Annotated in this window: 23 protein-coding genes; 14 read left to right on the forward strand and 9 right to left on the reverse strand. The window is 43.4% G+C overall.

The features are described 5' to 3' along the window. From lpxK to ACMXYV_RS09680, 4 genes are read right to left on the reverse strand one after another with little or no spacing between them, the layout of a single operon-like run. The gene (gene lpxK / locus ACMXYV_RS09665; protein WP_415888294.1) at nucleotides 1–999 is read right to left on the reverse strand and encodes a tetraacyldisaccharide 4'-kinase; all 999 of its coding nucleotides are present in this window, start codon (nucleotides 997–999) and stop codon (nucleotides 1–3) included. Further along, nucleotides 996–1,415 (reverse strand): ExbD/TolR family protein, encoded by a 420-nt coding sequence (locus tag ACMXYV_RS09670; RefSeq protein WP_415888295.1) that lies wholly within the window; start codon nucleotides 1,413–1,415, stop codon nucleotides 996–998. Before ACMXYV_RS09670 ends, lpxK begins: the two co-directional genes overlap by 4 nt. 14 nt (nucleotides 1,416–1,429) lie before the next feature. After that, the gene (locus ACMXYV_RS09675; RefSeq protein ID WP_415888296.1) at nucleotides 1,430–2,050 is read right to left on the reverse strand and encodes a MotA/TolQ/ExbB proton channel family protein; all 621 of its coding nucleotides are present in this window, start codon (nucleotides 2,048–2,050) and stop codon (nucleotides 1,430–1,432) included. Between the two features lie 40 nt (nucleotides 2,051–2,090). Next, the gene (locus ACMXYV_RS09680) at nucleotides 2,091–4,337 is read right to left on the reverse strand and encodes a DNA internalization-related competence protein ComEC/Rec2 (RefSeq protein WP_415888297.1); all 2,247 of its coding nucleotides are present in this window, start codon (nucleotides 4,335–4,337) and stop codon (nucleotides 2,091–2,093) included. 112 nt (nucleotides 4,338–4,449) lie between these two features. Here ACMXYV_RS09680 and ACMXYV_RS09685 point away from each other — a divergent pair, with 112 nt between their 5' ends. Next, nucleotides 4,450–4,947, forward strand: a complete 498-nt coding sequence (locus ACMXYV_RS09685) for a DUF2062 domain-containing protein (RefSeq protein ID WP_415888298.1) — start codon at nucleotides 4,450–4,452, stop codon at nucleotides 4,945–4,947. A gap of 27 nt (nucleotides 4,948–4,974) precedes the next feature. Here the strand turns inward: ACMXYV_RS09685 and ACMXYV_RS09690 are convergent, their stop codons facing one another. Together ACMXYV_RS09690 and ACMXYV_RS09695 are read right to left on the reverse strand one after the other, a co-directional pair. Then, entirely contained in the window at nucleotides 4,975–5,664 is a 690-nt protein-coding gene (locus ACMXYV_RS09690; RefSeq protein WP_415888299.1) for an ABC transporter ATP-binding protein, read from the reverse strand. Beyond that, nucleotides 5,657–6,901 carry a lipoprotein-releasing ABC transporter permease subunit gene (locus tag ACMXYV_RS09695; RefSeq protein ID WP_415888300.1) on the reverse strand — a complete coding sequence of 415 codons (1,245 nt, stop codon included), beginning with the start codon at nucleotides 6,899–6,901 and terminating at the stop codon, nucleotides 5,657–5,659. The genes ACMXYV_RS09690 and ACMXYV_RS09695 overlap by 8 nt, the downstream gene beginning before the upstream one ends. Nucleotides 6,902–7,116: 215 nt before the next feature. Between ACMXYV_RS09695 and ACMXYV_RS09700 the strand changes: the two genes are divergently transcribed. From ACMXYV_RS09700 to ACMXYV_RS09720, 5 genes are all read left to right on the forward strand, one after another. Beyond that, entirely contained in the window at nucleotides 7,117–7,698 is a 582-nt protein-coding gene (locus tag ACMXYV_RS09700; RefSeq protein ID WP_415888301.1) for a PilZ domain-containing protein, read from the forward strand. A gap of 3 nt (nucleotides 7,699–7,701) precedes the next feature. Then, on the forward strand, nucleotides 7,702–8,550 hold the full coding sequence (locus ACMXYV_RS09705; protein WP_415888302.1) for a hypothetical protein: 849 nt from the start codon (nucleotides 7,702–7,704) through the stop codon (nucleotides 8,548–8,550). Further along, complete coding sequence (locus ACMXYV_RS09710; protein ID WP_415888303.1) at nucleotides 8,547–8,867, forward strand: hypothetical protein; 321 nt, start codon at nucleotides 8,547–8,549, stop codon at nucleotides 8,865–8,867. The genes ACMXYV_RS09705 and ACMXYV_RS09710 overlap by 4 nt, the downstream gene beginning before the upstream one ends. Nucleotides 8,868–9,078: 211 nt before the next feature. Beyond that, a complete protein-coding gene (locus ACMXYV_RS09715) occupies nucleotides 9,079–10,368 on the forward strand; it encodes a L,D-transpeptidase family protein (protein ID WP_415888304.1) in 1,290 nt (429 codons plus the stop codon). A 114-nt stretch (nucleotides 10,369–10,482) separates the two neighbouring features. Beyond that, a complete protein-coding gene (locus ACMXYV_RS09720; RefSeq protein WP_415888305.1) occupies nucleotides 10,483–11,058 on the forward strand; it encodes a DUF882 domain-containing protein in 576 nt (191 codons plus the stop codon). Nucleotides 11,059–11,064: 6 nt separating this feature from the next. Here the strand turns inward: ACMXYV_RS09720 and ACMXYV_RS09725 are convergent, their stop codons facing one another. The 3 genes from ACMXYV_RS09725 to ACMXYV_RS09735 all read right to left on the reverse strand — a co-directional run bounded on the left by ACMXYV_RS09725 (nucleotide 11,065) and on the right by ACMXYV_RS09735 (nucleotide 12,700). Continuing rightward, nucleotides 11,065–11,391: a DUF4124 domain-containing protein gene (locus tag ACMXYV_RS09725; RefSeq protein ID WP_415888306.1), complete on the reverse strand. Its 327-nt coding sequence runs from the start codon at nucleotides 11,389–11,391 to the stop codon at nucleotides 11,065–11,067. 117 nt (nucleotides 11,392–11,508) lie between these two features. Next, nucleotides 11,509–11,943, reverse strand: coding sequence for a ribonuclease HI (gene rnhA, locus ACMXYV_RS09730; protein WP_415888307.1), 435 nt, complete (start codon nucleotides 11,941–11,943; stop codon nucleotides 11,509–11,511). After that, entirely contained in the window at nucleotides 11,930–12,700 is a 771-nt protein-coding gene (locus ACMXYV_RS09735; protein WP_415888308.1) for a class I SAM-dependent methyltransferase, read from the reverse strand. Before ACMXYV_RS09735 ends, rnhA begins: the two co-directional genes overlap by 14 nt. A gap of 116 nt (nucleotides 12,701–12,816) precedes the next feature. Here ACMXYV_RS09735 and gloB point away from each other — a divergent pair, with 116 nt between their 5' ends. The 8 genes from gloB to ACMXYV_RS09775 all read left to right on the forward strand — a co-directional run bounded on the left by gloB (nucleotide 12,817) and on the right by ACMXYV_RS09775 (nucleotide 22,663). After that, nucleotides 12,817–13,590, forward strand: coding sequence for a hydroxyacylglutathione hydrolase (gene gloB, locus ACMXYV_RS09740; protein WP_415888309.1), 774 nt, complete (start codon nucleotides 12,817–12,819; stop codon nucleotides 13,588–13,590). 92 nt (nucleotides 13,591–13,682) lie between these two features. Further along, a complete protein-coding gene (locus tag ACMXYV_RS09745; RefSeq protein WP_415888310.1) occupies nucleotides 13,683–15,263 on the forward strand; it encodes a LysM peptidoglycan-binding domain-containing protein in 1,581 nt (526 codons plus the stop codon). Nucleotides 15,264–15,280: 17 nt separating this feature from the next. Beyond that, entirely contained in the window at nucleotides 15,281–15,529 is a 249-nt protein-coding gene (locus ACMXYV_RS09750; protein WP_415888311.1) for a hypothetical protein, read from the forward strand. 85 nt (nucleotides 15,530–15,614) lie between these two features. Further along, the gene (locus tag ACMXYV_RS09755) at nucleotides 15,615–17,450 is read left to right on the forward strand and encodes an extracellular solute-binding protein (RefSeq protein WP_415888312.1); all 1,836 of its coding nucleotides are present in this window, start codon (nucleotides 15,615–15,617) and stop codon (nucleotides 17,448–17,450) included. After that, the gene (locus tag ACMXYV_RS09760) at nucleotides 17,450–18,547 is read left to right on the forward strand and encodes a microcin C ABC transporter permease YejB (protein WP_415888313.1); all 1,098 of its coding nucleotides are present in this window, start codon (nucleotides 17,450–17,452) and stop codon (nucleotides 18,545–18,547) included. The genes ACMXYV_RS09755 and ACMXYV_RS09760 overlap by 1 nt, the downstream gene beginning before the upstream one ends. A gap of 2 nt (nucleotides 18,548–18,549) precedes the next feature. Beyond that, nucleotides 18,550–19,593 carry an ABC transporter permease gene (locus tag ACMXYV_RS09765; RefSeq protein ID WP_415888314.1) on the forward strand — a complete coding sequence of 348 codons (1,044 nt, stop codon included), beginning with the start codon at nucleotides 18,550–18,552 and terminating at the stop codon, nucleotides 19,591–19,593. Beyond that, nucleotides 19,590–21,188, forward strand: coding sequence for an ABC transporter ATP-binding protein (locus tag ACMXYV_RS09770; RefSeq protein WP_415888315.1), 1,599 nt, complete (start codon nucleotides 19,590–19,592; stop codon nucleotides 21,186–21,188). The genes ACMXYV_RS09765 and ACMXYV_RS09770 overlap by 4 nt, the downstream gene beginning before the upstream one ends. A gap of 170 nt (nucleotides 21,189–21,358) precedes the next feature. Continuing rightward, nucleotides 21,359–22,663: an NAD(P)/FAD-dependent oxidoreductase gene (locus ACMXYV_RS09775; protein ID WP_415888316.1), complete on the forward strand. Its 1,305-nt coding sequence runs from the start codon at nucleotides 21,359–21,361 to the stop codon at nucleotides 22,661–22,663.

Genomic DNA, 22,663 nt, shown 5'->3' on the forward strand with positions numbered 1-22,663 from the left:
TTACCTTTTATTAGCTATAGCAATCTTTAATTTATCTAGCAGCTGCGTATAAAACATCTCAGGCAACTGCGCTTTAATTTGTAAATACCAACAGTGCGACTCAGCAAACTCAGTAACTTTTACCGCATCTTTCTCTGTCATCACTACTGGGTGGTCATCACCAAACTGAAAATCATCAACAGTATAAAACGAATGATCAGGCTTAGCATGAGGAATAACGGTTACTTTGAGTTCTTGCTCAAGCGTATTAAAAAAACGCTGAGGATTACCAATCCCTGCAACAGCATGAACTTGGCGACCGCATAATGTATCCAATGACAGCTCCTCATCCGTTAGGCAATTTTTTAACACTGTAGGTTGAAGGACCATCTCTTCTATCGATGTCGCTTCAGCAATCTTACTCTGCAATCGTCCATTACTGACAATTAGATCAACACTACGAAGCCGGTCGGGCTCCTCTCTTAGGGGGCCTGCAGGCATTAATGCCCTATTCCCTAAGCCACGCTCGCCATCAATAACAACTATCTCAATATCTCGATCTAATCGGTAATGTTGCAATCCGTCATCGCTAATAATGAGATCACATTCGTAATTATCTAAAAGATACTGCGCCGCTGCAGGTCTGTTAGGATCGATAATAACAGGACACTGGCAACGCTGAGCCAGCATATAAGGTTCATCACCTGATAATTCGGGTGACTCAGCTGTAGTTACGTCAAAAGGAAATTGAGTCGCCTTGGACTTATAGCCTCGACTTATGAGGCCAGGTTTATAACCCTCTCGCTTTAATCTCTCGACTAAGCTTATCGTTAACGGAGTCTTACCTGTACCGCCTACACTGATGTTGCCAACAATAATAACTGGCACAGGTGCCACCCATGCCTGTTGAAGATCAGCGTTCTTTTTTCTATTAGCTAAAAATCTATAGAGGGCACTAAAGGGCTTTAAAGTACAAGGCGCAGGTTTTTTAGAGTACCAGCGCCCTTCCAACCGACTCATTGAGCGTCAGGTTCCTGAGTGGTAATACTCAATTTGCTGAACCCTAGCTGTCCCGAAACATTCATCGCAGTGACCACAGCTTGATGCGGGGTTTTAGCGTCAGCAGTGATAACTAATGGCATCTCTCGATCGTCACCGGCTAACTCTTGTAAAGCGCGTCGAAGCGTCTTCGACTGAGTGTTGACTAAAGGCTTACCATTAACACTGTAATGACCTTCATCAGTAATTAAAATCTCTAGAACTTCGATCTCTTTAACTACCGACTCACCAGAAGCCTCTGGCAAATCAACGTCAAGGTGTGTTTCTTTAGTGAAGGTAGTCGAAACCATAAAAAAGATTAATAACAAAAACACCACGTCAATTAATGGTGTCAGATTGACACTAACCTCTTCTACCCGTTGGCGGGGGAATTTCATGCGCTTACCTGTACCTACTCGACGTCGATGTCACGTTCACCGTGCATCACTTCAATAAGTTTTACCGTTTCTTGCTCCATAGTAATGACTAAGGAATCAATTCGGCGTTGAAAATAGCGATGAAATATAAGCGCAGGAATGGCAATCGTTAAACCTGCCGCCGTTGTGATAAGCGCTTCTGAGATACCACCAGCAAGAAGACTGGTATTACCTGTACCGTGGATCATGATTTCAGTAAAAACCTTAATCATACCGATCACCGTTCCTAACAATCCAAGCAAAGGCGTAATGGCAGCAATAGTCCCAAGCGGGTTTAAAAAACGCTCTAGATCGTGCACGACTTGGCCAGCAGCTTCTTGAATGCTCTCCTTCATAATCTCTCGACCATGAGACGCATTATTTAAACCAGCTACTAAAATCTGACCTAGAGGACTATTACGTTTTAAATCTTTTAGCCTTTCTGCAGTGATATTGCGCTGCTTTATGAGGGTCCAAACTTCAGCCAAAAGCCCTGGAGGCGCTACACGATCCGCACGCAGAGTCCAAAATCGCTCTAAACAGATTGCTGATGCTATAACCGAGCAGATAACGATTGGAATCATTATCCAACCACCAGATTGTAAAAGCTCAAACACAGTAATTTCTCCTTTGACTGCGCGTACTCTATCACAGAGATTAAAACGATCTCCAGAATCGTTTTTCATCCTCTCTCATTGTTATTGTTTTACACCCTTCATGGGCATCAGCAATTAGCATAATGGCACCATCTTTAGCCGTCTCGTACGTTTTTACCCCGCTATCTAAAAATCTTTTAACAACATCAGGATGAGGATGCCCAAACGCGTTCGCGTATCCAGCACTAAAGATCACATTTGAAGGGTTAATTGAATTGATAAACAAAGATGATGAAGAGGTCTTACTTCCATGGTGCGAAGCAACTAACCAGTCAACACCTGGCGTAACTTTAGGAATTATTTCATGCTCTTTTTGAGCTCCAATATCTCCTGGTAATAACAAACGGCAATTCTGCGACTCGATCATTAGAACACATGAACGATCGTTATCATTCGAACCCTCCATTCCCGCCAGAAACGTAAACTTAACCCCATCTACCTGCCAAGTATGGTCGGCGGCACAAACCTCTGCATTCATATATGGGTAAGATGTAATTACCCTACCCACCTTGGTAGACTCAAATACAGCTGTCGCGCCTCCTGCATGGTCATTATCACTATGACTTAGAACAAGATGATCGATTGAATCAATATTTGCCTTCTGAAAATCTGGCAAAACCGCCCTTTCAAATGCTGTTCCACCTGAACGATAAGATGGCCCAGTATCATAAAGTAAGTGATATTCCCCAATTTGCACTCTAACAGATAAACCTTGCCCTACATCGTAAACCCAAGCCCTAAATTCAGAGCGCCCCTTATCCGTATAACTAGATCCAACAACTGCAGGCACCAACAGAATCAAAATCACCGACAAAGGCAACGTCAATCTCAGCAACAACAAACACACCGCTACTAGCACAGCCAAAATTAAAACAAAAACATTTGGCGTATCTAACTGCCAGTAACCCGTTTCTATCTTTTGGTTCCACTGTACCGTCCACCAAAAAACATCTGACATACAATTAAGCACTGGCATCAGCAGCTCCATACCTACGGCAGAAAGCCCAAGATGCAGGAATAATAACGGCACAAGCACTGAAAAGAACGGTATAGCGATCAGATTAAAAAATGGTGCTATTACCGACACACCAGAAAAGTAAAACAGGTAGATAGGCAGCATACCTATCATCAACATGAATTGAAGATTCAAAGCCATTCGCCATCCACGATAAAATTGAGATATCCAAATCAACAGTGCAACAGCAGAAAAAGAGAGCCAGAACCCAACCTCAAAAAAAGAGATAGGATTAAAAAAAAGAACAACGACGAAAGCTATCCACCATCGTGTCCAATGATCCAGATAAAACATTCTGCTACCTGTGATCAATAAGACCAGTAACATAATAAAAGCGCGTTGAGCCGGGATCCCCATGCCTGATATTAAGAGATAAAAAGCTGCTAAGGCTAATGCGCCCATATAGGGAAATTGGTGCTGATAACTAACACTATAAAACACGACACCAGCCAACCTTCCGATCCACCAGCCACAGAACGCCATAAAGCCAATGTGCAACCCACTAATCACCGCAAGGTGCACAACTCCACTATGCTTAAGCAGATCCCAGTCATGAGATTTCAGTATCGATTTTGTGCCTGTCGTTAGTGCTTGAAACAGAGCTATCGATTGCTGAGTTTCAAATTGAGTTTGTATGGAGTCATTAATCCATATTCGAGCACGACTGACCCAACTATCTGCATCTGAAACAACTACAAGTTGACCACGGACATAGCCAGTTGCATCAACCCCTCTAGCTAACAACCAACGTTCATAATCGAAGCCAGCAGGATTCACTAGGCCATGTGGTGGTTTGAGCCTAGCAGTTAGCTCAACTTGATCACCCAGCGAAAGCGTTAAATCAGGCTGATACCAAGCAAGACTCACTCGTTGAACCTTTAAATAGTCATCGGAGCCAAGCCCTTGCAATCCTTCTATATCTTCGACGTCAACTGAGAACCTTACAACATCCTGTTGATGCCTAGGTATCTCAGTTATAACCCCCCGCAATTTCCAGTCTGTACGCTTAAGAGATTCCGGCAAACGCTGATCAAGCTCGACAACTCCCCACAGATTCACATAGAGGAAACTAACAAGGAAAAAAATCAAATGTGATGATCTGATACGCGGAGCTAAAATCAGTAGAGGTGCTATAACTGTCACAATAGCGGTAGAAAATGTCACTGGAAGTAATTGCGGCTGCAAAAGCGCCACCGCAAAACCAACAGCAATCGCGATCATCCTTGATCTCATGCTTTAGTTTCCTTGGCTTAACTGAACGTAAGGGGCATAATAAACCCTCATCCCGTTTGCTAGCCCATAATAAGTAAATAAGAAGATGCCGCGCAAACTTATAAAAAAATACATGCCAAACGAAGACAAGCTGAAGCAGCACAAACATCTTAGCTGGCTCGGCAGTCACATCCACGAACCTAACCTTTGGCACCTTAATCGAAAGTCCGTTTCTCGCGCCTTTTTAGTGGGTTTGTTTTGCGCTTTTTTGCCGATTCCTATGCAGATGATCGTGGCTGCAATTCTTGCGGTAATGATCCGAAGTAATCTTCCAATTTCTGTAGGCTTAGTTTGGATTACCAATCCATTAACTATGCCGCCAATATTTTATTTCACGTACCTTGTAGGAGATTTCCTGATTGGAGATCCAAACCAACAAATCGACTTCGAGATGAGTATGGATTTCATCCAAAACAGTTTGTCTTTGGTTTGGTGGCCCCTACTGTTTGGATCTGTAATATGTGGGATAGTATTCGGTATACTAGGCTACCTAACTGTACAAGGTTTCTGGGCGTGGCATGTTGGCAAAAGCTGGAAAGACCGAGCTAAACGTACAAAGCAAGCAGATTAGAGAACAATAAAAAAGGGTGACATTAAGTCACCCTTTTTCAATTAGCTTGCCATCTATTAACTCTAGTACCCGACCCGTTTTACGCGCTAACTCAGGATCATGTGTTACTAGCGCAAAAGCTATATCATATTCTTGATTAAGATTATCGATTAGCGCCTGCACACTTTGAGCTGTAGTTCGATCCAGGTTACCGGTTGGCTCATCCATTAATACAACGGCAGGCTTCCCGATCAGCGCTCTAGCTATTGCCACACGCTGCCTTTCTCCACCGCTTAATTGTGCAGGCTTATGATGTAATCGTTCGCCTAACCCTACCGACTCAAGTACAGCTTGCGCTTGCTCTTTTACCTCAGCAATTGATTGATCTCTCATCAACAAAGGCATAGAAGCATTTTCCAATGCCGTAAATTCAGGAAGAAGGTGATGAAATTGGTATACAAAGCCCAAGGTTTCATTCCTTACCCGCGCACGCTTAGCTTCAGAACCAGCGTGAAGATCATGACCATCAATGATCACACTACCTTTTGTAGGCTTATCCAAACCTCCAAGAATATTAAGCAGTGTACTTTTCCCTGAACCAGACGAGCCTATAATGGCTAACTGCTCACCTTTATGGAGAGCAAAGTCCAAATCCTTTAGGACTTCAACATCTCGGCCAGCATCACTGTAGCTTTTCGAAACCCCTGCCGCCTGCAATACAATCTCTTGATTACTCATATCGTAGCGCCTCAGCAGGATCTGTTTTGGATGCTCTCCAAGCCGGGTAAATCGTAGCAAGGAAACTAATCATGAGTGCAGTGCCTGTAATAACACCTACGTCAGGCCATTGTAAATCAGACGGAAATTGACTGATAAAGTATACATTCGGATCTAAAAACTGAATCGCAAATGTTGATTCGACCCAACCAATAATATCAGCAACATTAAGTGCCAAGGTGACACCTAGAACAGCGCCCATCAAAGTTCCTAAAATACCGATCACAGTGCCTTGTACCATAAAAACACGCATGATTCGGCCAGGGGTAGCACCTAAGGTCCTAAGAATTGCGACATCTGCCTTTTTATCTGTCACGACCATAACTAGGGTGGAAACAATATTAAAAGCCGCTACAAGCACAATTAGGAATAACAAAAGACCAATCATGCGCTTCTCTAGCTGAATCGCTTGAAATAGGTTGCCGTGCGTACGTGTCCAATCGCTGGTTCGGTAGTAACCTTGAAGGCCTGCTGCAATTTCTCTGACAGCTTTTGGAGCATCAAATAAATCATCAAATTTAAGACGAATACCATCAACTCCATCGCCTAATCTCTTAATTTTTGCGGCATCTTTAATATTGATATAAGCCAAATTTGCATCTAGCTCAGCACCAACTTCAAACACTCCAACAACTGTAAATCTTTTTAATCGCGGAACAACGCCAGCAACACTGACAGATGCTTCCGGCAAAACTAAGGTAACTTTATCTCCAACTTTAACGCCTAAGTAACGAGCTAAAAGATTACCTAAAACAATCCCAAACCGCTGCTGATTCAAAACATCGAGCGTACCTGATTGGATGTGATCACCAAGGATAGAAACATCTACCTCTTCCGCAGGATCAATACCATTGATAAGCGCTCCACGAACAACACCGCGACTAGTTAACATCCCTTGCGCTTGAATAAATGGCGCAGCAGCGATTACTCGAGGGTTTTGTTCTAGCGATTCAACGAGTACAGGCCACTCTTCAATGGATTTACCATAACCACTGATTGATGCGTGCGGGACCATACCGAGAATGCGCTGTTTCAACTCTCGATCGAAGCCATTCATGACAGAAAGGACAATGATTAATGCAGCCACACCTAGCATCAGCCCCAACATCGAGGCTAAAGAGATAAAGGAGATGAAATGGTTATTGCGTTTAGCTGCCGTATAACGCAATCCAATAAATATAGATAAGGGCTTAAACATGTGGCGATTAAACCACATAAAATCAAACGTGTACAAATGATATCAAACTGAACTTTTATAATAACAATAAGTCTTAACTTACTGTTAATAAAACAATAGTTTTTAGTAATAACCTTACATTTCTAATAGCTAAAATAATTCATTCATAGGTGCTTTTGTACGCGTTTATTCTTATACTCCAAGCTATCTGTGCAATATCAATTTGAGGGCAAGACATGCAGGAACAAGATCGCCGTCAGTATTTCCGTATTGACCAACATGTTTCTTTAGAACTGAAGATCATTTCAGAATCAGAAATTTCTGATCATCCAAGCCCAACTCAGTTCGATGTTTCGCCAAATTTTTTGCTGCTAAGCCAGCTACAAGAGCTTGATAGTGACAGCAGCCACCTTTTACGAAAAGTTGCAGAAAAAGATAGCAATGTTGCAACCCTGCTTACTGTTATGCACAACAAGATTGAACGTATCGCCCAAGCAATCGCTTCTACGGAAATGACTGTGGGCCAAAGCGCGATTCAAGAAGTTAATCTGTCCGAAGGCGGCTTGCAGTTCAGACATAACGAAGCAATTGAAAAAGATGTATTTTTGTCCATCAAACTCGTTTTCCCCGACTCATGCATCGGTCTTTTACTCTACGCTCAGTGCCTAAGAAGTGACTCCATGGGAGATGGCAGCTATCTAACCAGCGTAGAGTTCATTAAAATGCCCGAAAACTGCCGTATGATATTGGCTCGCCAGATTTTCGAAAGCCAAGCAAAACTGCGCAAACAGCAAGCTGAAGAACCACAAGAAGCTTAAGCAATGAGCAAAGGGATCATTGCACTCACACAAGCTTTTGATCGACTAAACCAAGCACAAAAGTCACTAAGCACCCAACTTCAACAAAATAACTGTAGATATTGGCTGCTTAGTGATGACCAACAGAACTCCTCGATAGTAGCAGCCATAGGTACTATCACCAATATATGGCATTCAGCCGGTGGAGATGGTCGACGGACAGAGAATCTATACGGTCTCATTGGTGTACCTCCCCACATCATTCCGCTGATCCATCAACTCAACACTCACAAGCAAAATTTTCAAACTAGCGTCAGACAGTTTCGTGAAGCTCACGGGGATCCAAACCCAATTATCTACAAACGTGCTGAAGAGCTTAATTTAGCACTTAAGCAACAAGGCATGGCGCGCGTAAACTTAAAACAGTGTTACCGCCAAATACCTCTGCTTGAAAAGCGCCCAAACAAAGTGACATTTAGTTGGTACAGTAGTGGTAGAAGCTTAAAGAAAGTAACCATAAAAGAAGCTGAGCAACGCCTCTTAGCTATGGATACTAATCAATTACATATCCAGCTTCAGCTTCAAGCTTTGGGGAAAATCCCAAGTAATGAGCTACTAGTACAGTTACAAAAACAAGTTCCAGTGATGCGTGCGAATATCGTTTGGAAAGATAAAGACAAACTCATAAGAAAAGCTCGTAACTGTCCACTTCCTTTATTTTTCCCTTTAGATGCAGAAGAGGCTTTTCCAGAATATAATACCCCCTCCTTTACACCTCCCGATCAACGCAAACGGCAACTTCGGAGTGATGTAATTATTGATCCCGAGCCTTATTTGCCGAGTTTGCGCATACACCGCTACAAGAAGACATGACTGAAGAAAAATCGAACAAAAACACTAAACTCCATCATTTAGCAGCTGGCATTGGTTTCGCTGGCTTAATTTTATGGTACTACGCAGGCTATAAACTTGGTTTTCTTGACTGGGCCATTCAGCAAGTACCAGCCAAATATGCTGGCGCAGGTATGATGGTCGGTGTCATGGTCATGATGACCCCTGGTTTTTTCATTTGGTCACGTTATAACCGCTGGATTGAAAAGCGCTTAGAAATCACAGGCCAATACTATGAAGATGAGTACTACAAAAACGACGAAGCTTTAAAAGAACAACGTCAAAACAGAAAGAAGTAATATACACCCCACGATTCGAAGACACTCAGACTTATATACTTCGCTGAGTGCTCTTCAGCCTTAATTCATACTCTATACATTACCCTTCCCCTTGAAAAACCTTCACGTTCTCAAACTTGAAGAATAACCAATCTGGACCTGTAATTAAAAAACCCCTTCATTTTGTCGCTAATGGATGCGGCAGAATAGACATAGAAGCAGGAGGCTTGTTATGCAGTATTTACTTGCTTTATTTATGGTCGTTCTCGGCTCTTATGCCCCGCTATGTCAAAGTATGGAATTAGCCACAACCTCTCCTTTACAGGCAGCAAATCAGCATTCTGTTACTGAAACTTCAGCAGACCTATTAGAACCACTATCCAACGCCGAAGATGTAAAGCATCTTGATAGTGACTTAAACCAGCTTCAAATCTTACAGAAAGAATATGAGAAGTACCGTGCTCTAGCAGATACACAGCAATGGAAAACTATTCCAAGAGGGCCGCTACTAAGATTTGGCGATTCCCACCCACAGGTGCCTATGATTCGTGAAAAACTAATTACGCTGGGCGATCTTTCATTAGCCAACTGCTCATCCATTTCAGACCCTCTGTTTGACATAGAGTTGCATGAGGCATTGGAGAGATTCCAAAAAAGGCACGGTACCAAAATTGATGGTATCGCAGGTCCTGAAACTAGACGCACCCTCAATGTTTCTCTTCATAAAAGAGCAGATCAGTTATACGTAAATATTCTTCGTTTACAGCAGTTCCAACCAAATACTGATCGCTACATTCAGGTCAATGTACCTGACTTCAAACTGCACCTGATTGAGCAAGGTAAATCGATCTTGAGCATGAAAACCATCGTGGGTAAGAAAAAAAGGAAAACCCCAATATTCGAAACAGAAGTAAACCGGATCGTAATCAACCCCTCTTGGCATGTACCAAAGAGTATCGCCTATAAAGATATCGTGCCTGAACTTGAGAAGGATCCAGGCTTTCTAAAGAAAGTCAGATTGAATCTGGTGACTGGCTGGGGCAGTAACAAACGCTTTATCGCTACTGAAGATATCGATTACGACAAACTATACAAAGGGGAAAACTACCAACGTTTTTGGGAAGCTCCAAGCTCATCTAACACGCTTGGCAGCGTAAAATTCTTAACATCCGGCCCTTACTCAGTATATCTACACGACACTTCAGCTAAACGTCTATTTAATGAATCTAAGCGCGCTTTTAGTTCAGGCTGCATTCGTGTTGAGCAACCGCGTCAACTCGCAGATCATCTAATGCGGATGACACAAGGTTGGAATAGCAGCAAACTGGACCCATTATTCAAACAAGAGAAAACCAAACACATACGGTTATTAGACCCCATCCCATTACATGTAACTTATTGGACTGCTTTTATCGATCTGGACGGTGATTTAAACTTCCGGCATGACCTATATAAACGGGATAGATATGACTTAACACGACTAAAAGAAGCCCTTCTAAGCGCAGATGTACGTAAAAATTAATCACGTTGTTTAAAATATACACAAGAATAATTCATGCAGACAACTGGTTATTTTATATACAAACAATTATTTGATCGGGCATAATCATTTCTTTTTCAGATGTATTGATACCTAATGACCGCTCAGAAAGATTCTATTGTTATCCCTTCCACGACACGTCGTAAATTTTTAAAAGCCCTAGGTGGTTTATCAGCGTTAAGCGCTATGCCATCTGCAGCATTCGCCAATATTCATAAGGCTAAAGACCATTCGTTATCATTGGTAAACCTCCACACTGGCGAAGCGTTAAATAGTACATTTTTCACTGAAGGTGGCTTCCAAAAGGATAGCCTTGGTGCACTTGATCACCTATTGCGCGATCATCGAACAGATCAAGTTCACCCAATGAACCAACAGCTAATTATGTTACTGCATGATCTGCAACAAACATTTGGTGAGCATAAACCTATTCACGTTATATCCGCTTATCGCTCCCCTAAGACAAATGCTATGTTGAGCAGTAAAAGCGGAAAAGTAGCCAAGAAGAGCCTACATATGCAGGGCAAAGCCATTGATATTCGTATTCCAGGTGTTGATGTCAAAGATCTTCAACGTGCTGCATTGAGCATGAAATCAGGCGGAGTGGGTTTATATACCCGAAGTAACTTTGTACATTTAGATGTCGGACGGGTAAGGCAATGGGGATCCTAACCGCCCCTACTGACTATCCTCTGTAGGACTGGGATTACTCTGATTTGCAGCTTCGCGTTCACTTTCAACTTTAGTCTGAGCCGAAGCTGAAAGTTCTTCCCCGTCACGTTCAGAGTTATTTTTTACAGAGACCGATGGCTTAGGTGGTCTTCGATCTACCTTTAAGACGTTAGTGGTAACCTCGCCTTTTACTTTTGCTTTTTCATCTCTTTGGGGTGGTCGATCACTAAAGTGCTTTACCCCCTCACTGTCTTGCCACATATACATTTCGCCAGCAAACAGATTAGTTGCAAGTAGAAATAATCCTGAAGTAAATGCGATCCGCTTTAGCATAAGGAGCCTCCTTTCTACCCAGCATAGCAGTCATTTGTTCAAATAACACACAGCAGCGTTTAAGACGGTGAAAAGTAAGCGATAATGGAATATAGCGAAGCTTAGATAGAGCCATTATTAATTTAATTCTTCAACACCGCGGTTTGCCAGTTGATCTGCCAATTCGTTTTCGGGGTGACCACTGTGTCCTTTGACCCAGCGCCAATCGATTGAATGAGGTTCAGTAGCTTTGTCTAGACGCTGCCATAGATCTGCATTTTTGACTGGTTTCTTCTGTGAGTTTTTCCAACCCCGCTGTTTCCAACCATCAATCCATTCAGTTATGCCTTGTCTCACATATTGAGAGTCAGTGGTAAGAACAACTTCACAAGGACGATTAAGTGTTTCAAGCGCTTTAATTGCAGCTAATAGCTCCATGCGATTATTGGTTGTATCATGTTCACCACCCCAAAGCTGCTTTTCAGCGTCTCCATATCGCATAACGGCACCCCATCCTCCGGGCCCAGGATTTCCTTTACACGCACCATCAGTGAATATTTCAACGATCTTCACAAACTTTCCTTAATGATTTCCGGGTAGTGGGTTCTGCAACAGGCAACGTAATGAGTCGTCTTAACCCCCAGCCTGAACGCAACGGGGTCATACCTGCTATATCTTTACGAGCCAATAAAACAGAAAACGCGCCTGTGTGACCGGGTAAACGCCTAGCAACACTTTCAACTAACCTAAAACGGCTCCGCCATTTGGCTTTAGTAAACGGTGCGCGATAATAACCTGAAAGTTGACGTAATTCAGTTAATTCTAAGAGTTTTAGCCAATCAGATAGTCTTTTATGGCTCAGGAAACGACCACTCCAAGGCGGGACGTTACTTTTGCGTTTTGTCAGTCGATAAAGCCCCCAAGAACTTACCGGATTGAATCCGACAATTACGACATGCCCTCCAGGCCTTAGAATTCTAGACGCTTCCCGTAAAACTTGATGGGGGGAATCTGTAAAATCTAATGCGTGGTGAAGAAGTACCACATCAACACTCTCGTGAGCTAAAGGTATCTGCGTGTTATCAGCCACGATAGAGTTATCGTCGACACCTAAACCAAGCTTCGGAATAATTGAGAAACAATGAGTAACAGGGCTACTGTCATACAATGTAATCCGACTATCAACTGAAAACTGTGCCAAGTGCATACCAAACAGAGCGCCAACCACACGCTCTACTGTATCCCTTTCTGCTTGCAGAAGCTCTTGACCTAACTCTGTATCAAACCACGCCATAATATGTGGGAGCTGAGTTTCTAAAGAGCGACTCATTGTATTCGCCATAAATTTGTCTAATTAGACCTGACCCAATGTAATATAAGCAGTATTATATTTCTTTTATAACACTGCAAATTAAGGTTTTCCTTTAATAGAATAAAGGCGTTCAAATGTTTAGCGTTACTCCAATCCCTGCTTTCTCAGATAATTATATTTGGCTCCTTAAGCTACCTAGCAACCAGAAAGTCGCCGTTGTTGACCCAGGTGATGCAGCGCCTGTTATTAATTACCTAAATGATAATAACCTTGAACTCGAAACCATCTTAATTACACACCACCACTACGATCATACCGACGGAGTGAAAGAACTCACGGATAAATACCAAGTTCCTGTTTATGGCCCCCACAACTCTCCTTTCTCAGGTATAACGATCCCCCTTAAAGATGGCGACACACTGAAGCTTTGGGAACATCAGCTCACCGTTAAAGAGATACCAGGACATACTCTCGACCATATCAGCTATTTTTCTAACGCTGCACAACCTCAGCTCTTCTGCGGCGATACTCTGTTTTTGGCGGGCTGCGGTCGTTTGTTTGAAGGCACACCAAAGCAGATGTTAGCAGCGATGAATCATTTCAGTTCATTGCCAGATAACACTGAGGTTTACTGCACACATGAATATTCACTGGCTAATTTGGCCTTTGCAGAGGCAGTTGAACCTGACAATGCAGATGTTAAAGATGCGATTAACCAATGCACCTCGCTTCGTAATTCTGATCGGCCAACACTGCCATCATCGATTGCTCAAGAAAAACGTATTAACCCTTTTATGCGTTCAGATCAGACAAGCGTCATTAGTGCTGCGAAGCAATTCACCCATCAGACAGAGCTAGACCAAGAAGCGGTGTTTGCAGCTATAAGAGAATGGAAGAATCAATTTTAATTTGTTGATTTTCTAGCTTTTCCAGAGAACTCTTGACCCTTCAAGGGCCACTGATAGAATGGATCGATTTACCTCCTAAGCACCGGAGCACCATGTTTTCATCTTCTAAATCGGTCCTGCTATCTATTGCTGCAGGCGTAGTATTAAGCGGTTGCCAATCCGTTACCGAAAAAAACACTATTCCGTCTAATACTGGGATAGATAATCAGCCTTCTCAGGCAAATAACACCTTATCACCTGAAGAGAAGACTGAAACCATCCCAACTGACTTATGGGAAGTCACCCGTAATCACATGCAGATGGATCTGCATTTAGATAACCCAAGAGTGCAAACACAGCTTAAGTGGTATAAAAAACACCCTAACCATATGGCTCGGGTGGTAAAACGTGCAGCGCCTTATTATCACCATATTCTAAACAGTGCGATTGAGCGTGGTATCCCTGTCGAATTAGCCCTACTGCCAATTATTGAGAGTGCTTACGATCCATTTGCATATTCTCACGGACGCGCAGCAGGCCCATGGCAATTCATTCCCTCGACGGGTAAGTATTTCGGCCTGAAACAAAACTGGTGGTATGACGGACGTCGCGACATTTTGAGTTCAACCGATGCGGCATATACATACCTGCAGCAGCTACATAAACGTTTTAACGGTGACTGGTTACTCGCACTAGCAGCTTATAACGCAGGCGGCGGAAACGTTTCTAAAGCGATAAAACGCAATAAGCGTCAAGATAAGCCAACCGACTACTGGTCTTTAAAACTTCCTAAAGAAACGATGGCTTACGTACCTAAATTTTTAGCTGTCGCTGAAGTTGTTAAAAATTCAGATCATTACGGCCTAACTTTACAGCCAATCCCAAACGAACCTCATTTCGCTGCTGTAGAAACAGGTAGCCAAATTGATATTGCCCAAGCCGCCTCTATGGCCGATATCAGCACTAAAGAGATGTACCTTTTGAATCCTGGCTTTAACCGCTGGGCCACTTCACCAGAAGGGCCGCATCGATTGTTGGTTCCGGTTGATAACGCTGAGCAATTTACCAAAGCACTATCTGAGCTACCCAGCGATCAACGCGTGAAGTGGGCACGTTACAAAATCCAATCTGGCGATTCCTTGATCGCCATTGCTAAAAAATACAAGACTTCTGTAAGCCTTATCCGCTCTACCAACAAGATTAGTGGCAACAACATCAGAGCAGGTAAAACCCTGTTGGTACCAACGGCTAGTAAGCAGGCAACTGAGTACGTTCTTAGTCAGCAGCAACGCCATGCTGATAGACAGAAGACTATTTCACGTACGACTGATCGCAAACAAAAGCATCACACGGTCAAGTCAGGTGATAGTTTTTGGAGCATTTCCAACCGTTACAATGTCGGTGTACGCCAGCTAGCACGCTGGAATAGCATGGCACCTGGCGACCCATTACGAGTTGGTAAGAAACTCGTCATTTGGAGCAAACCAGCACAAACCGCACTAAACGAAACTGATCGCCAAGTAATCCGCAAAGTGGGTTACAAAGTACGTCAAGGTGACTCTCTTTCTGTTATTGCCAGCAAATTTAATGTTAATGTGGCGGATATTTTACGTTGGAATAAGATCAACAAAGCTAAGTATATTCGCCCTGGTCAACATCTAACCTTATATGTAGATGTTACCCGAGCACACTAATTCAGGACGACTGATTCATGGACGCTACAAGTATTTTTATTATTATTTTTGCGACAGTCACAGCAATCGCGTTTAAAGTCATTCTTTATAAGCGCATTCAAAAGTGGATGGATCAAGATCTAATAAAAGGCCTAGCTGATGGCAATGAGGAGAAACTAACGTTCCTGCAGCAGCAATATCAGCAACTTGTCGACGCCAAAGTTCAGCGTAAGCACCTCCATGATCAGCTAACCGAATTATCCGAACAATTTGAACAAAAAGGCTAAGGAACAGTCTTATCAGTGGCTTTTACTGGTACCCAGTAAAGGTCACTGATATAAAAGATAATTTACGTTAAGAAGGAACCTTAGATTGCTTACACTCAAACCTCGTACTTGCTCTTCTCTACGCAAATTAAGTATTTGGTTGTGCCTTTCCAGTTTCCTTACTCCTGCGCCTTTATTGGCAGATGCGGTTACATCGAGCCACGGCATCGCAATGCATGGCGACCTTAAATACCCGGCCAACTTTAAGCACTTCGATTATGTGAACCCTGAAGCCCCAAAAGGCGGCAAAGCCATACAATCTGCTTTAGGAACGTTTGATAGTTTCAATAATTTTATCGTCAAAGGAACCGCCGCAGATGGACTTAGCCTGCTATACGATAGTTTACTGGGTAAAGCTCAAGACGAACCTTTTTCCCTTTATGGTCTTGTTGCTGAATCGCTAGAAGTGCCAGCTGATCGTAGCTGGATTATTTTTAATATACGCCCTGAAGCAAAATTTAGTGACGGCCACCCAATTACCGCAGAAGACGTAGTTTTCAGTTTAGAAACCTTAAGATCTAAAGGTGCGCCTTTCTACAAAGCCTATTACGCCGACATAGAATCGGTTGAAGTACTTAACCCTCATCGAGTTAAATTTAATTTCCGCAACAACCTTAACCGAGAGTTAGCCCTAATCGTTGGTGAGATTGCAATTTTGCCTAAACACTTTTGGCAAAATAGAGATTTCCAGAAACCGAGTTTAGATATCCCGGTGGCTTCTGGCTCTTACACTATCAATAGTTTTGATGCTGGCCGAAGTATCACCTATAAACTAAGCCCTGATTACTGGGGTAAAGACCTACCTGTGAATCGAGGTCGTCATAATATTGAATTCCTGACCTACGATTACTACAGGGATAACACCGTAGCCATGGAAGCCTTTAAAGCAGGTGAATACGATTTCCGTCAAGAAAATTCGTCAAAACGCTGGGCGACTAGTTACACAGGGTCTGCAGTAGATTCAGGTAAAATAATTGTCCAAGAACTAGGTCATGATAATCCAACTGGGATGCAAGCCTTTATTCTTAACACTCGGCGGCCGCAATTTGAGGACCCACGCGTTAGGCAAGCCCTAGCGCTAGCATTTGATTTCGAATGGACCAATAGAAACATCTTTTACAACGCTTATACCTGTACCCATAGCTTTTTCTCCAATTCGGAGATGGCCGCTACTAGCCTGCCAACTCCTAGAGAGATCAAGATACTTGAGCCTATTCGCGACCAAATCCCTACCGAGGTGTTTACTCAAGTTTACCGTGCTCCAGAAACCAGCGGTAATGGCCGGATCTATACCGAGCTGCGTCAAGCTAAAAGGCTACTTCAGCAAGCCGGCTGGATCTTTAAACAAGGCAAGTTAGTTAATAAAGAAACTGGCGAACCGCTTAAAATCGAAATGCTGCTGTATTCACCTGCTTTCGAGCGCGTAGTCGCTCCCTTTATTCGCAACTTAGAACGATTGGGAATTCATTCAAGCATCCGTCTAGTTGATGTCTCGCAATATATCAGCCGCTTGCGTAAATATGACTTTGATGTGGTTGTTAGCGGGTTTGGCCAATCCTCCTCTCCCGGTAATGAACAACGTGATTATTGGCATTCCTCTGGCGCTGATGTTGAAGGCAGCCGTAATCTCATCGGTATTAAAAATCCAGCTGTTGATTACCTTGTGGACCAGCTTATTCAAGCCCCTGATCGTGAGCAGTTAGTTTTACGAACTCGAGCACTTGATCGAGTGTTGCAATGGAACCATTACGTTATCCCTCAGTATCATATTAATAAGTACAGAGTGGCTTATTGGGATAAATTTGAAATGCCAAATACTCGTCCTAAATACAACCTAGGTTTTGATACTTGGTGGATCAAACCATCAGAGGACGCTAAATAATGGCAGCGTATATTCTAAGACGTTTACTTCTGATCATTCCTACCTTGATAGGAATTCTGACGATCAACTTTATCATTGTTCAAGCAGCCCCTGGCGGTCCCGTTGAACAAACGATTGCTCAATTGGAAGGCATTAATGTCGGTGCAACGGCTAGAGTGAGTGGCGCGCAAAATGACCTAACAACGGAAGCGAGCAGCACTAATGGTGGAGACAGTAGCTACCGTGGCGCGAGAGGTTTGGACCCAGAATTGGTAAAAGAGATCGAAGCTCTATACGGTTTTGATAAACCCGCTCATGAACGCTTTTGGCAGATGTTAAAAAATTACGCTGTTTTCGATTTTGGAAATAGCTTATTTAGTGATAAATCTGTAGTAGATTTAATCATCGAAAAGCTACCTGTCTCTATCTCTTTAGGCCTTTGGGCGACATTGATCACTTACGCTGTTTCCATTCCTTTGGGCATCCGTAAAGCGGTAAAAGACGGCACCCCTTTTGATGTCTGGACCAGTACCGCAATTATTGTTGGCTATGCCATTCCGAACTTCCTATTTGCGATTTTACTGATCGTCATTTTTGCAGGGGGGACTTGGTTAGATTGGTTCCCACTTCGAGGACTGACATCACCTAACTTTGATGAATTAAGCCTATGGGGGCAGATCAAAGATTACTTCTGGCACATCACCCTACCGGTTATCGCAACTGTGATTGGCAGTTTTGCGACATTAACAATGCTAACCAAAAACTCATTTTTAGATGAGATTAACAAGCAATATGTACTTACGGCACGCGCTAAAGGACTTTCTGAAAAGAAAGTCCTTTATGGTCATGTCTTCCGTAACGCCATGTTAATCATCATTGCTGGTATGCCTGCAGCGCTTATCTCAATTTTCTTTACTGGATCTATGCTGATTGAGGTTATCTTCTCTCTTGATGGCATTGGTCTGCTCGGTTATGAAGCAGTAATCAACCGTGATTACCCCGTTATCTTTGGTACCCTGTATATCTTCACTCTTATTGGTTTGTTACTTAAATTGATCAGTGACATCACTTATGTATTGGTAGACCCAAGAATAGACTTTGAAAGCAGGGAGCTTTAATCATGGGTGTACTAGTCAATAAGTTCAGCCCTCTCAATCAGCGCAGGATCGAAAACTTCCGCAAAAACAAACGCGGCTATTGGTCGTTATGGATCTTCAGCACGCTCTTTGTCCTATCGCTATTTGCAGAGATTATTGCGAATGACGATCCTCTCGTAGTGTCGTATAAGGGCGATCTATATTTCCCTGTTGCTGTGAATTATACTGAACTAACCTTCGGTGGTGAATTTGAAAGCCCAGCAGATTTCAAAGATCCTTACATTCAAGACCTGATTCATAATGAAGGGCAAGGCTGGATTATCTGGCCGCTAATTAAGTACAACTACAGCACGATTAATTACGATCTTCCTGTACCCGCCCCATCCCCTCCAACAATGGATAATCTGTTAGGTACAGATGACCAAGCTCGTGACGTACTAGCTCGCGTTATCTATGGTTTCCGTATTTCTATTCTGTTTGCTGTCGTACTAACTATAGCGAGTTCTGTTATCGGTGTGGTTGCTGGTGCTATTCAGGGATACTACGGCGGTAAAATCGACCTATTCTTCCAACGTTTTATCGAGATATGGTCTGGTCTACCCGTTCTGTTCTTACTGATCATTTTAGCCAGTATCGTCGAACCAAACTTCTGGTGGTTACTGGGCATAATGCTTCTGTTCTCTTGGATGCAGCTGGTTGATGTCGTACGTGCCGAATTTCTGCGTGGTCGTAATCTAGAATATGTTCGCGCCGCACGTGCTCTTGGCTTGAATAACCGCATGATCATGTTCCGCCATATTCTTCCTAATGCCATGGTTGCGACGCTCACCTTTATGCCATTTATCTTTAATGGTTCTGTTGTTACATTAACTGCGCTTGATTTCTTGGGCTTTGGCCTTCCTCCTGGCAGCCCATCACTGGGAGAGTTAGTTGCTCAAGGTAAAACAAACCTTCATGCACCATGGTTAGGTATCACAGCTTTCTGTAGCCTTGCATTGATGCTTACCCTTCTAATCTTTATAGGTGAAGCTGTACGTGACGCCTTCGACCCAAGGAAAGTGTCATGACGTCTCCGCTATTAAGTGTTCGCAACCTATCCGTCACTTTTGATCAGGGTAGTGAAGCTGCTGTAGAAGCAGTGAAACAAGTTAGCTTTGATATACCTCGAGGTGAGACTCTTGCATTGGTAGGAGAATCAGGTTCTGGCAAATCTGTATCCGCCATGTCCGTTCTGCGTTTACTGCCCTACCCTAAAGCAAGTCACCCTAGTGGTGAGATTCACTATGATGGTAAAGATCTACTGGACTATAACGAAAATCAGATGCGCCAGTTACGCGGTGATAAGATCAGCGTTATCTTTCAGGAGCCGATGACCTCGCTCAACCCACTACATACAATTCAGAAGCAAATAGGCGAAACCCTACTTCTGCATAGAGGGATGACAGGCAAACAAGCTCGATCGCGAATTCTTGAGCTACTTGAGTTAGTTGGCATCCCTGAGCCTGAGAAACGCTTAAATAGTTACCCTCATGAACTTTCCGGTGGTCAGCGTCAACGAGTAATGATCGCGATGGCACTCGCAAACGATCCTGAGCTGCTTATTGCTGACGAGCCAACTACCGCACTCGATGTAACGATTCAGGAGCAGATTCTAGAGTTACTTAAGTCCCTGCAAGAAAAACTGGGCATGGCAATTTTGCTGATTACTCATGACCTGAATATTGTCCGTCGTTACGCGCATCATGTTTGTGTTATGTATAAAGGCGAGCAAGTCGAATCGTCTCCAACGGCTCAACTATTTGCACAACCACAACACCCTTACACTCAAACGCTGTTAGACGCAGAACCATCAGGTAACCCTGCCATTGTTCAATGCGAGCAAGAGCGTTTGCTAGAAACAGAAAAGTTAAAAGTCTGGTTCCCTATTACAAAAGGCTTTTTCAAAAAGACCGTTGATCATATTAAAGCGGTCAACAGCATCGACTTATCTGTTAACCGCGGGGAAACACTTGGCATTGTGGGTGAGTCTGGCTCCGGAAAAACCACATTGGGACTCGCTATTTTAAAACTGCAACGCAGTGAAGGCGACATCACATTTGATCAGACCGCGCTAGCCCCTTTAGATCAAAAAGCAGTGAAACCTTTACGTAAACGGATGCAGATAGTTTTTCAAGACCCGTTTGGCAGCTTGAGTCCGCGCATGTCTATTGCTGAGATCATTGCCGAAGGACTTGATATTCACCAGCAAGAATCTAAAGCAGAACACGAACAAGCGATCATTGAAGTATTACAAGAGGTTGGTATCGATCCTGAAAGTAGGCATCGCTATCCGCATGAGTTCTCCGGAGGTCAACGTCAGCGTATCGCCATCGCACGTGCGTTGGTACTGAAGCCTGAACTTATCGTATTAGATGAACCAACCTCTGCGTTAGATCGCACGGTACAGAAACAAATTGTGGAGCTATTGCGTAACCTTCAGGAAAAATATGGCTTAACTTATCTGTTTATCAGCCATGATTTAGCCGTTGTAAAAGCGCTAAGCCACAAGCTCATAGTGATGCGCCATGGAGATATCGTCGAACAAGGTGATGCCCAAGCAATCTTTGCATCACCTAAAGCTGGATACACGCAACAGCTACTGGCAGCCGCTTTTAATCAATAAGTCGAGTATGCCTCTCCCACTTTAAGACGAAGCGGTGCTAATTCTTTAGCGCCGTTTCTAGTTCTTTCTATTTACTTTTGCCTGCATCAAGATCAGAGTACGACTATCAGAAAATATAGGATTAATAGTTTTTGCAGCTACTAATCCCATATTTTTTGAGGATTAAAACAATGACAAACCCAACGGAGCCGCACAAGATTCTTGTGATTGGCGGGGGCGCTGGCGGCCTTGAGCTCGTCACCCAACTAGGCCACCGCTACCGAAAAAATCCCTCAGTTGAAGTAACCCTAGTCGATCAAAAACGTTCCCATATATGGAAACCTCTTTTACATGAGGTAGCCACAGGTTCGCTTGACCCAAATACTGATGGTGTTGTTTACCATGCTCACGCAGTTAAACACCATTATGAATTCGAACTCGGTACTTTTTGCGGCCTAAATAAAGATTCAAAGACCGTCACACTTGCCGAAACAGTGGATGAAGATGGCGTGCAAATTCTGCCAGAAAGGCATCTTCAATATGACACGCTGGTTTTAGCCATCGGCAGTGTCAGCAACGACTTCAAAACACCTGGCGTGAAGGATCACTGTTTCTTCCTAGATACGGCTAAACAGGCCGAACGCTTCCATAACGCGCTAATTAACAACTTCATGCGTGTAAACCAGCGTGAAAACGGCGTATTAAATATCGCGATTGTTGGTGCAGGCGCAACGGGTGTTGAACTTGCGGCTGAGCTTTACAACGTTACCGACATGCTTAAGTCATACGGCCTTCCGAAAATGACGGCTAAGCAGCTAAAGGTTACACTGATTGAAGCTGGTCCACGTATTCTTCCTGCACTGCCTGCTCGTATTTCTGGCTCTGCCCGTGATGAGCTAGCAGCGCTAGGTGTTGATGTATGTGAAGATACGTTGATCAAATCCGCGAACGCTAATGGCTTCGAAACGGCTGACGGTTCAGAAATCGAAGCAGATATGATGATCTGGGCTGCAGGCGTTAAAGCACCTGACTTCCTAGCAGATCTTTATGGCTTTGAATTAACCCGCACGAATCAGATTCTGGTTAAACCAACGCTGCAATCCAGCATCGACGACAGCATTTACGTGATTGGTGATTGCTGTGCTTGTGCACAAGAAGATGGTAGCTGGGTACCACCTCGCGCCCAATCAGCACATCAAATGGCTTCAATCGTTAAGAAAAATATTATTCTTACCGAAAAAGGCAAACCACTTAAAAACTTCGTATACAAGGACCACGGCTCACTGGTCAACCTGAGCCGTTACAGTACCGTGGGCAGTTTGATGGGCAACCTTTCAAAGAACTCTATGTTTATTGAAGGTAAAATTGCTCGTATTGTGTATGTATCACTTTATCGCATGCACCAGATCGCCATTCACGGCTTCTTCAAAGCGATGATCGTTTATATTGCTGAGAAGATCGGAAAGGTAGTACGACCGAAGATGAAGCTTCACTAA

The organism is Neptuniibacter sp. SY11_33 (assembly GCF_047778025.1).
Lineage (GTDB): Bacteria > Pseudomonadota > Gammaproteobacteria > Pseudomonadales > Balneatricaceae > Neptuniibacter.

Bases quoted from the DNA above. Each gene is read 5' to 3' on its own strand.
- lpxK (WP_415888294.1), bottom strand. From the start codon at position 999: ATGAGTCGGTTGGAAGGGCGCTGGTACTCTAAAAAACCTGCGCCTTGT.
- ACMXYV_RS09670 (WP_415888295.1), bottom strand. From the start codon at position 1,415: ATGAAATTCCCCCGCCAACGGGTAGAAGAGGTTAGTGTCAATCTGACA.
- ACMXYV_RS09680 (WP_415888297.1), bottom strand. From the start codon at position 4,337: ATGAGATCAAGGATGATCGCGATTGCTGTTGGTTTTGCGGTGGCGCTT.
- ACMXYV_RS09685 (WP_415888298.1), top strand. From the start codon at position 4,450: ATGCCAAACGAAGACAAGCTGAAGCAGCACAAACATCTTAGCTGGCTC.
- ACMXYV_RS09690 (WP_415888299.1), bottom strand. From the start codon at position 5,664: ATGAGTAATCAAGAGATTGTATTGCAGGCGGCAGGGGTTTCGAAAAGC.
- ACMXYV_RS09695 (WP_415888300.1), bottom strand. From the start codon at position 6,901: ATGTTTAAGCCCTTATCTATATTTATTGGATTGCGTTATACGGCAGCT.
- ACMXYV_RS09700 (WP_415888301.1), top strand. From the start codon at position 7,117: ATGCAGGAACAAGATCGCCGTCAGTATTTCCGTATTGACCAACATGTT.
- ACMXYV_RS09705 (WP_415888302.1), top strand. From the start codon at position 7,702: ATGAGCAAAGGGATCATTGCACTCACACAAGCTTTTGATCGACTAAAC.
- ACMXYV_RS09710 (WP_415888303.1), top strand. From the start codon at position 8,547: ATGACTGAAGAAAAATCGAACAAAAACACTAAACTCCATCATTTAGCA.
- ACMXYV_RS09715 (WP_415888304.1), top strand. From the start codon at position 9,079: ATGCAGTATTTACTTGCTTTATTTATGGTCGTTCTCGGCTCTTATGCC.
- ACMXYV_RS09720 (WP_415888305.1), top strand. From the start codon at position 10,483: ATGACCGCTCAGAAAGATTCTATTGTTATCCCTTCCACGACACGTCGT.
- ACMXYV_RS09725 (WP_415888306.1), bottom strand. From the start codon at position 11,391: ATGCTAAAGCGGATCGCATTTACTTCAGGATTATTTCTACTTGCAACT.
- ACMXYV_RS09735 (WP_415888308.1), bottom strand. From the start codon at position 12,700: ATGAGTCGCTCTTTAGAAACTCAGCTCCCACATATTATGGCGTGGTTT.
- gloB (WP_415888309.1), top strand. From the start codon at position 12,817: ATGTTTAGCGTTACTCCAATCCCTGCTTTCTCAGATAATTATATTTGG.
- ACMXYV_RS09745 (WP_415888310.1), top strand. From the start codon at position 13,683: ATGTTTTCATCTTCTAAATCGGTCCTGCTATCTATTGCTGCAGGCGTA.
- ACMXYV_RS09750 (WP_415888311.1), top strand. From the start codon at position 15,281: ATGGACGCTACAAGTATTTTTATTATTATTTTTGCGACAGTCACAGCA.
- ACMXYV_RS09760 (WP_415888313.1), top strand. From the start codon at position 17,450: ATGGCAGCGTATATTCTAAGACGTTTACTTCTGATCATTCCTACCTTG.
- ACMXYV_RS09765 (WP_415888314.1), top strand. From the start codon at position 18,550: ATGGGTGTACTAGTCAATAAGTTCAGCCCTCTCAATCAGCGCAGGATC.
- ACMXYV_RS09770 (WP_415888315.1), top strand. From the start codon at position 19,590: ATGACGTCTCCGCTATTAAGTGTTCGCAACCTATCCGTCACTTTTGAT.
- ACMXYV_RS09775 (WP_415888316.1), top strand. From the start codon at position 21,359: ATGACAAACCCAACGGAGCCGCACAAGATTCTTGTGATTGGCGGGGGC.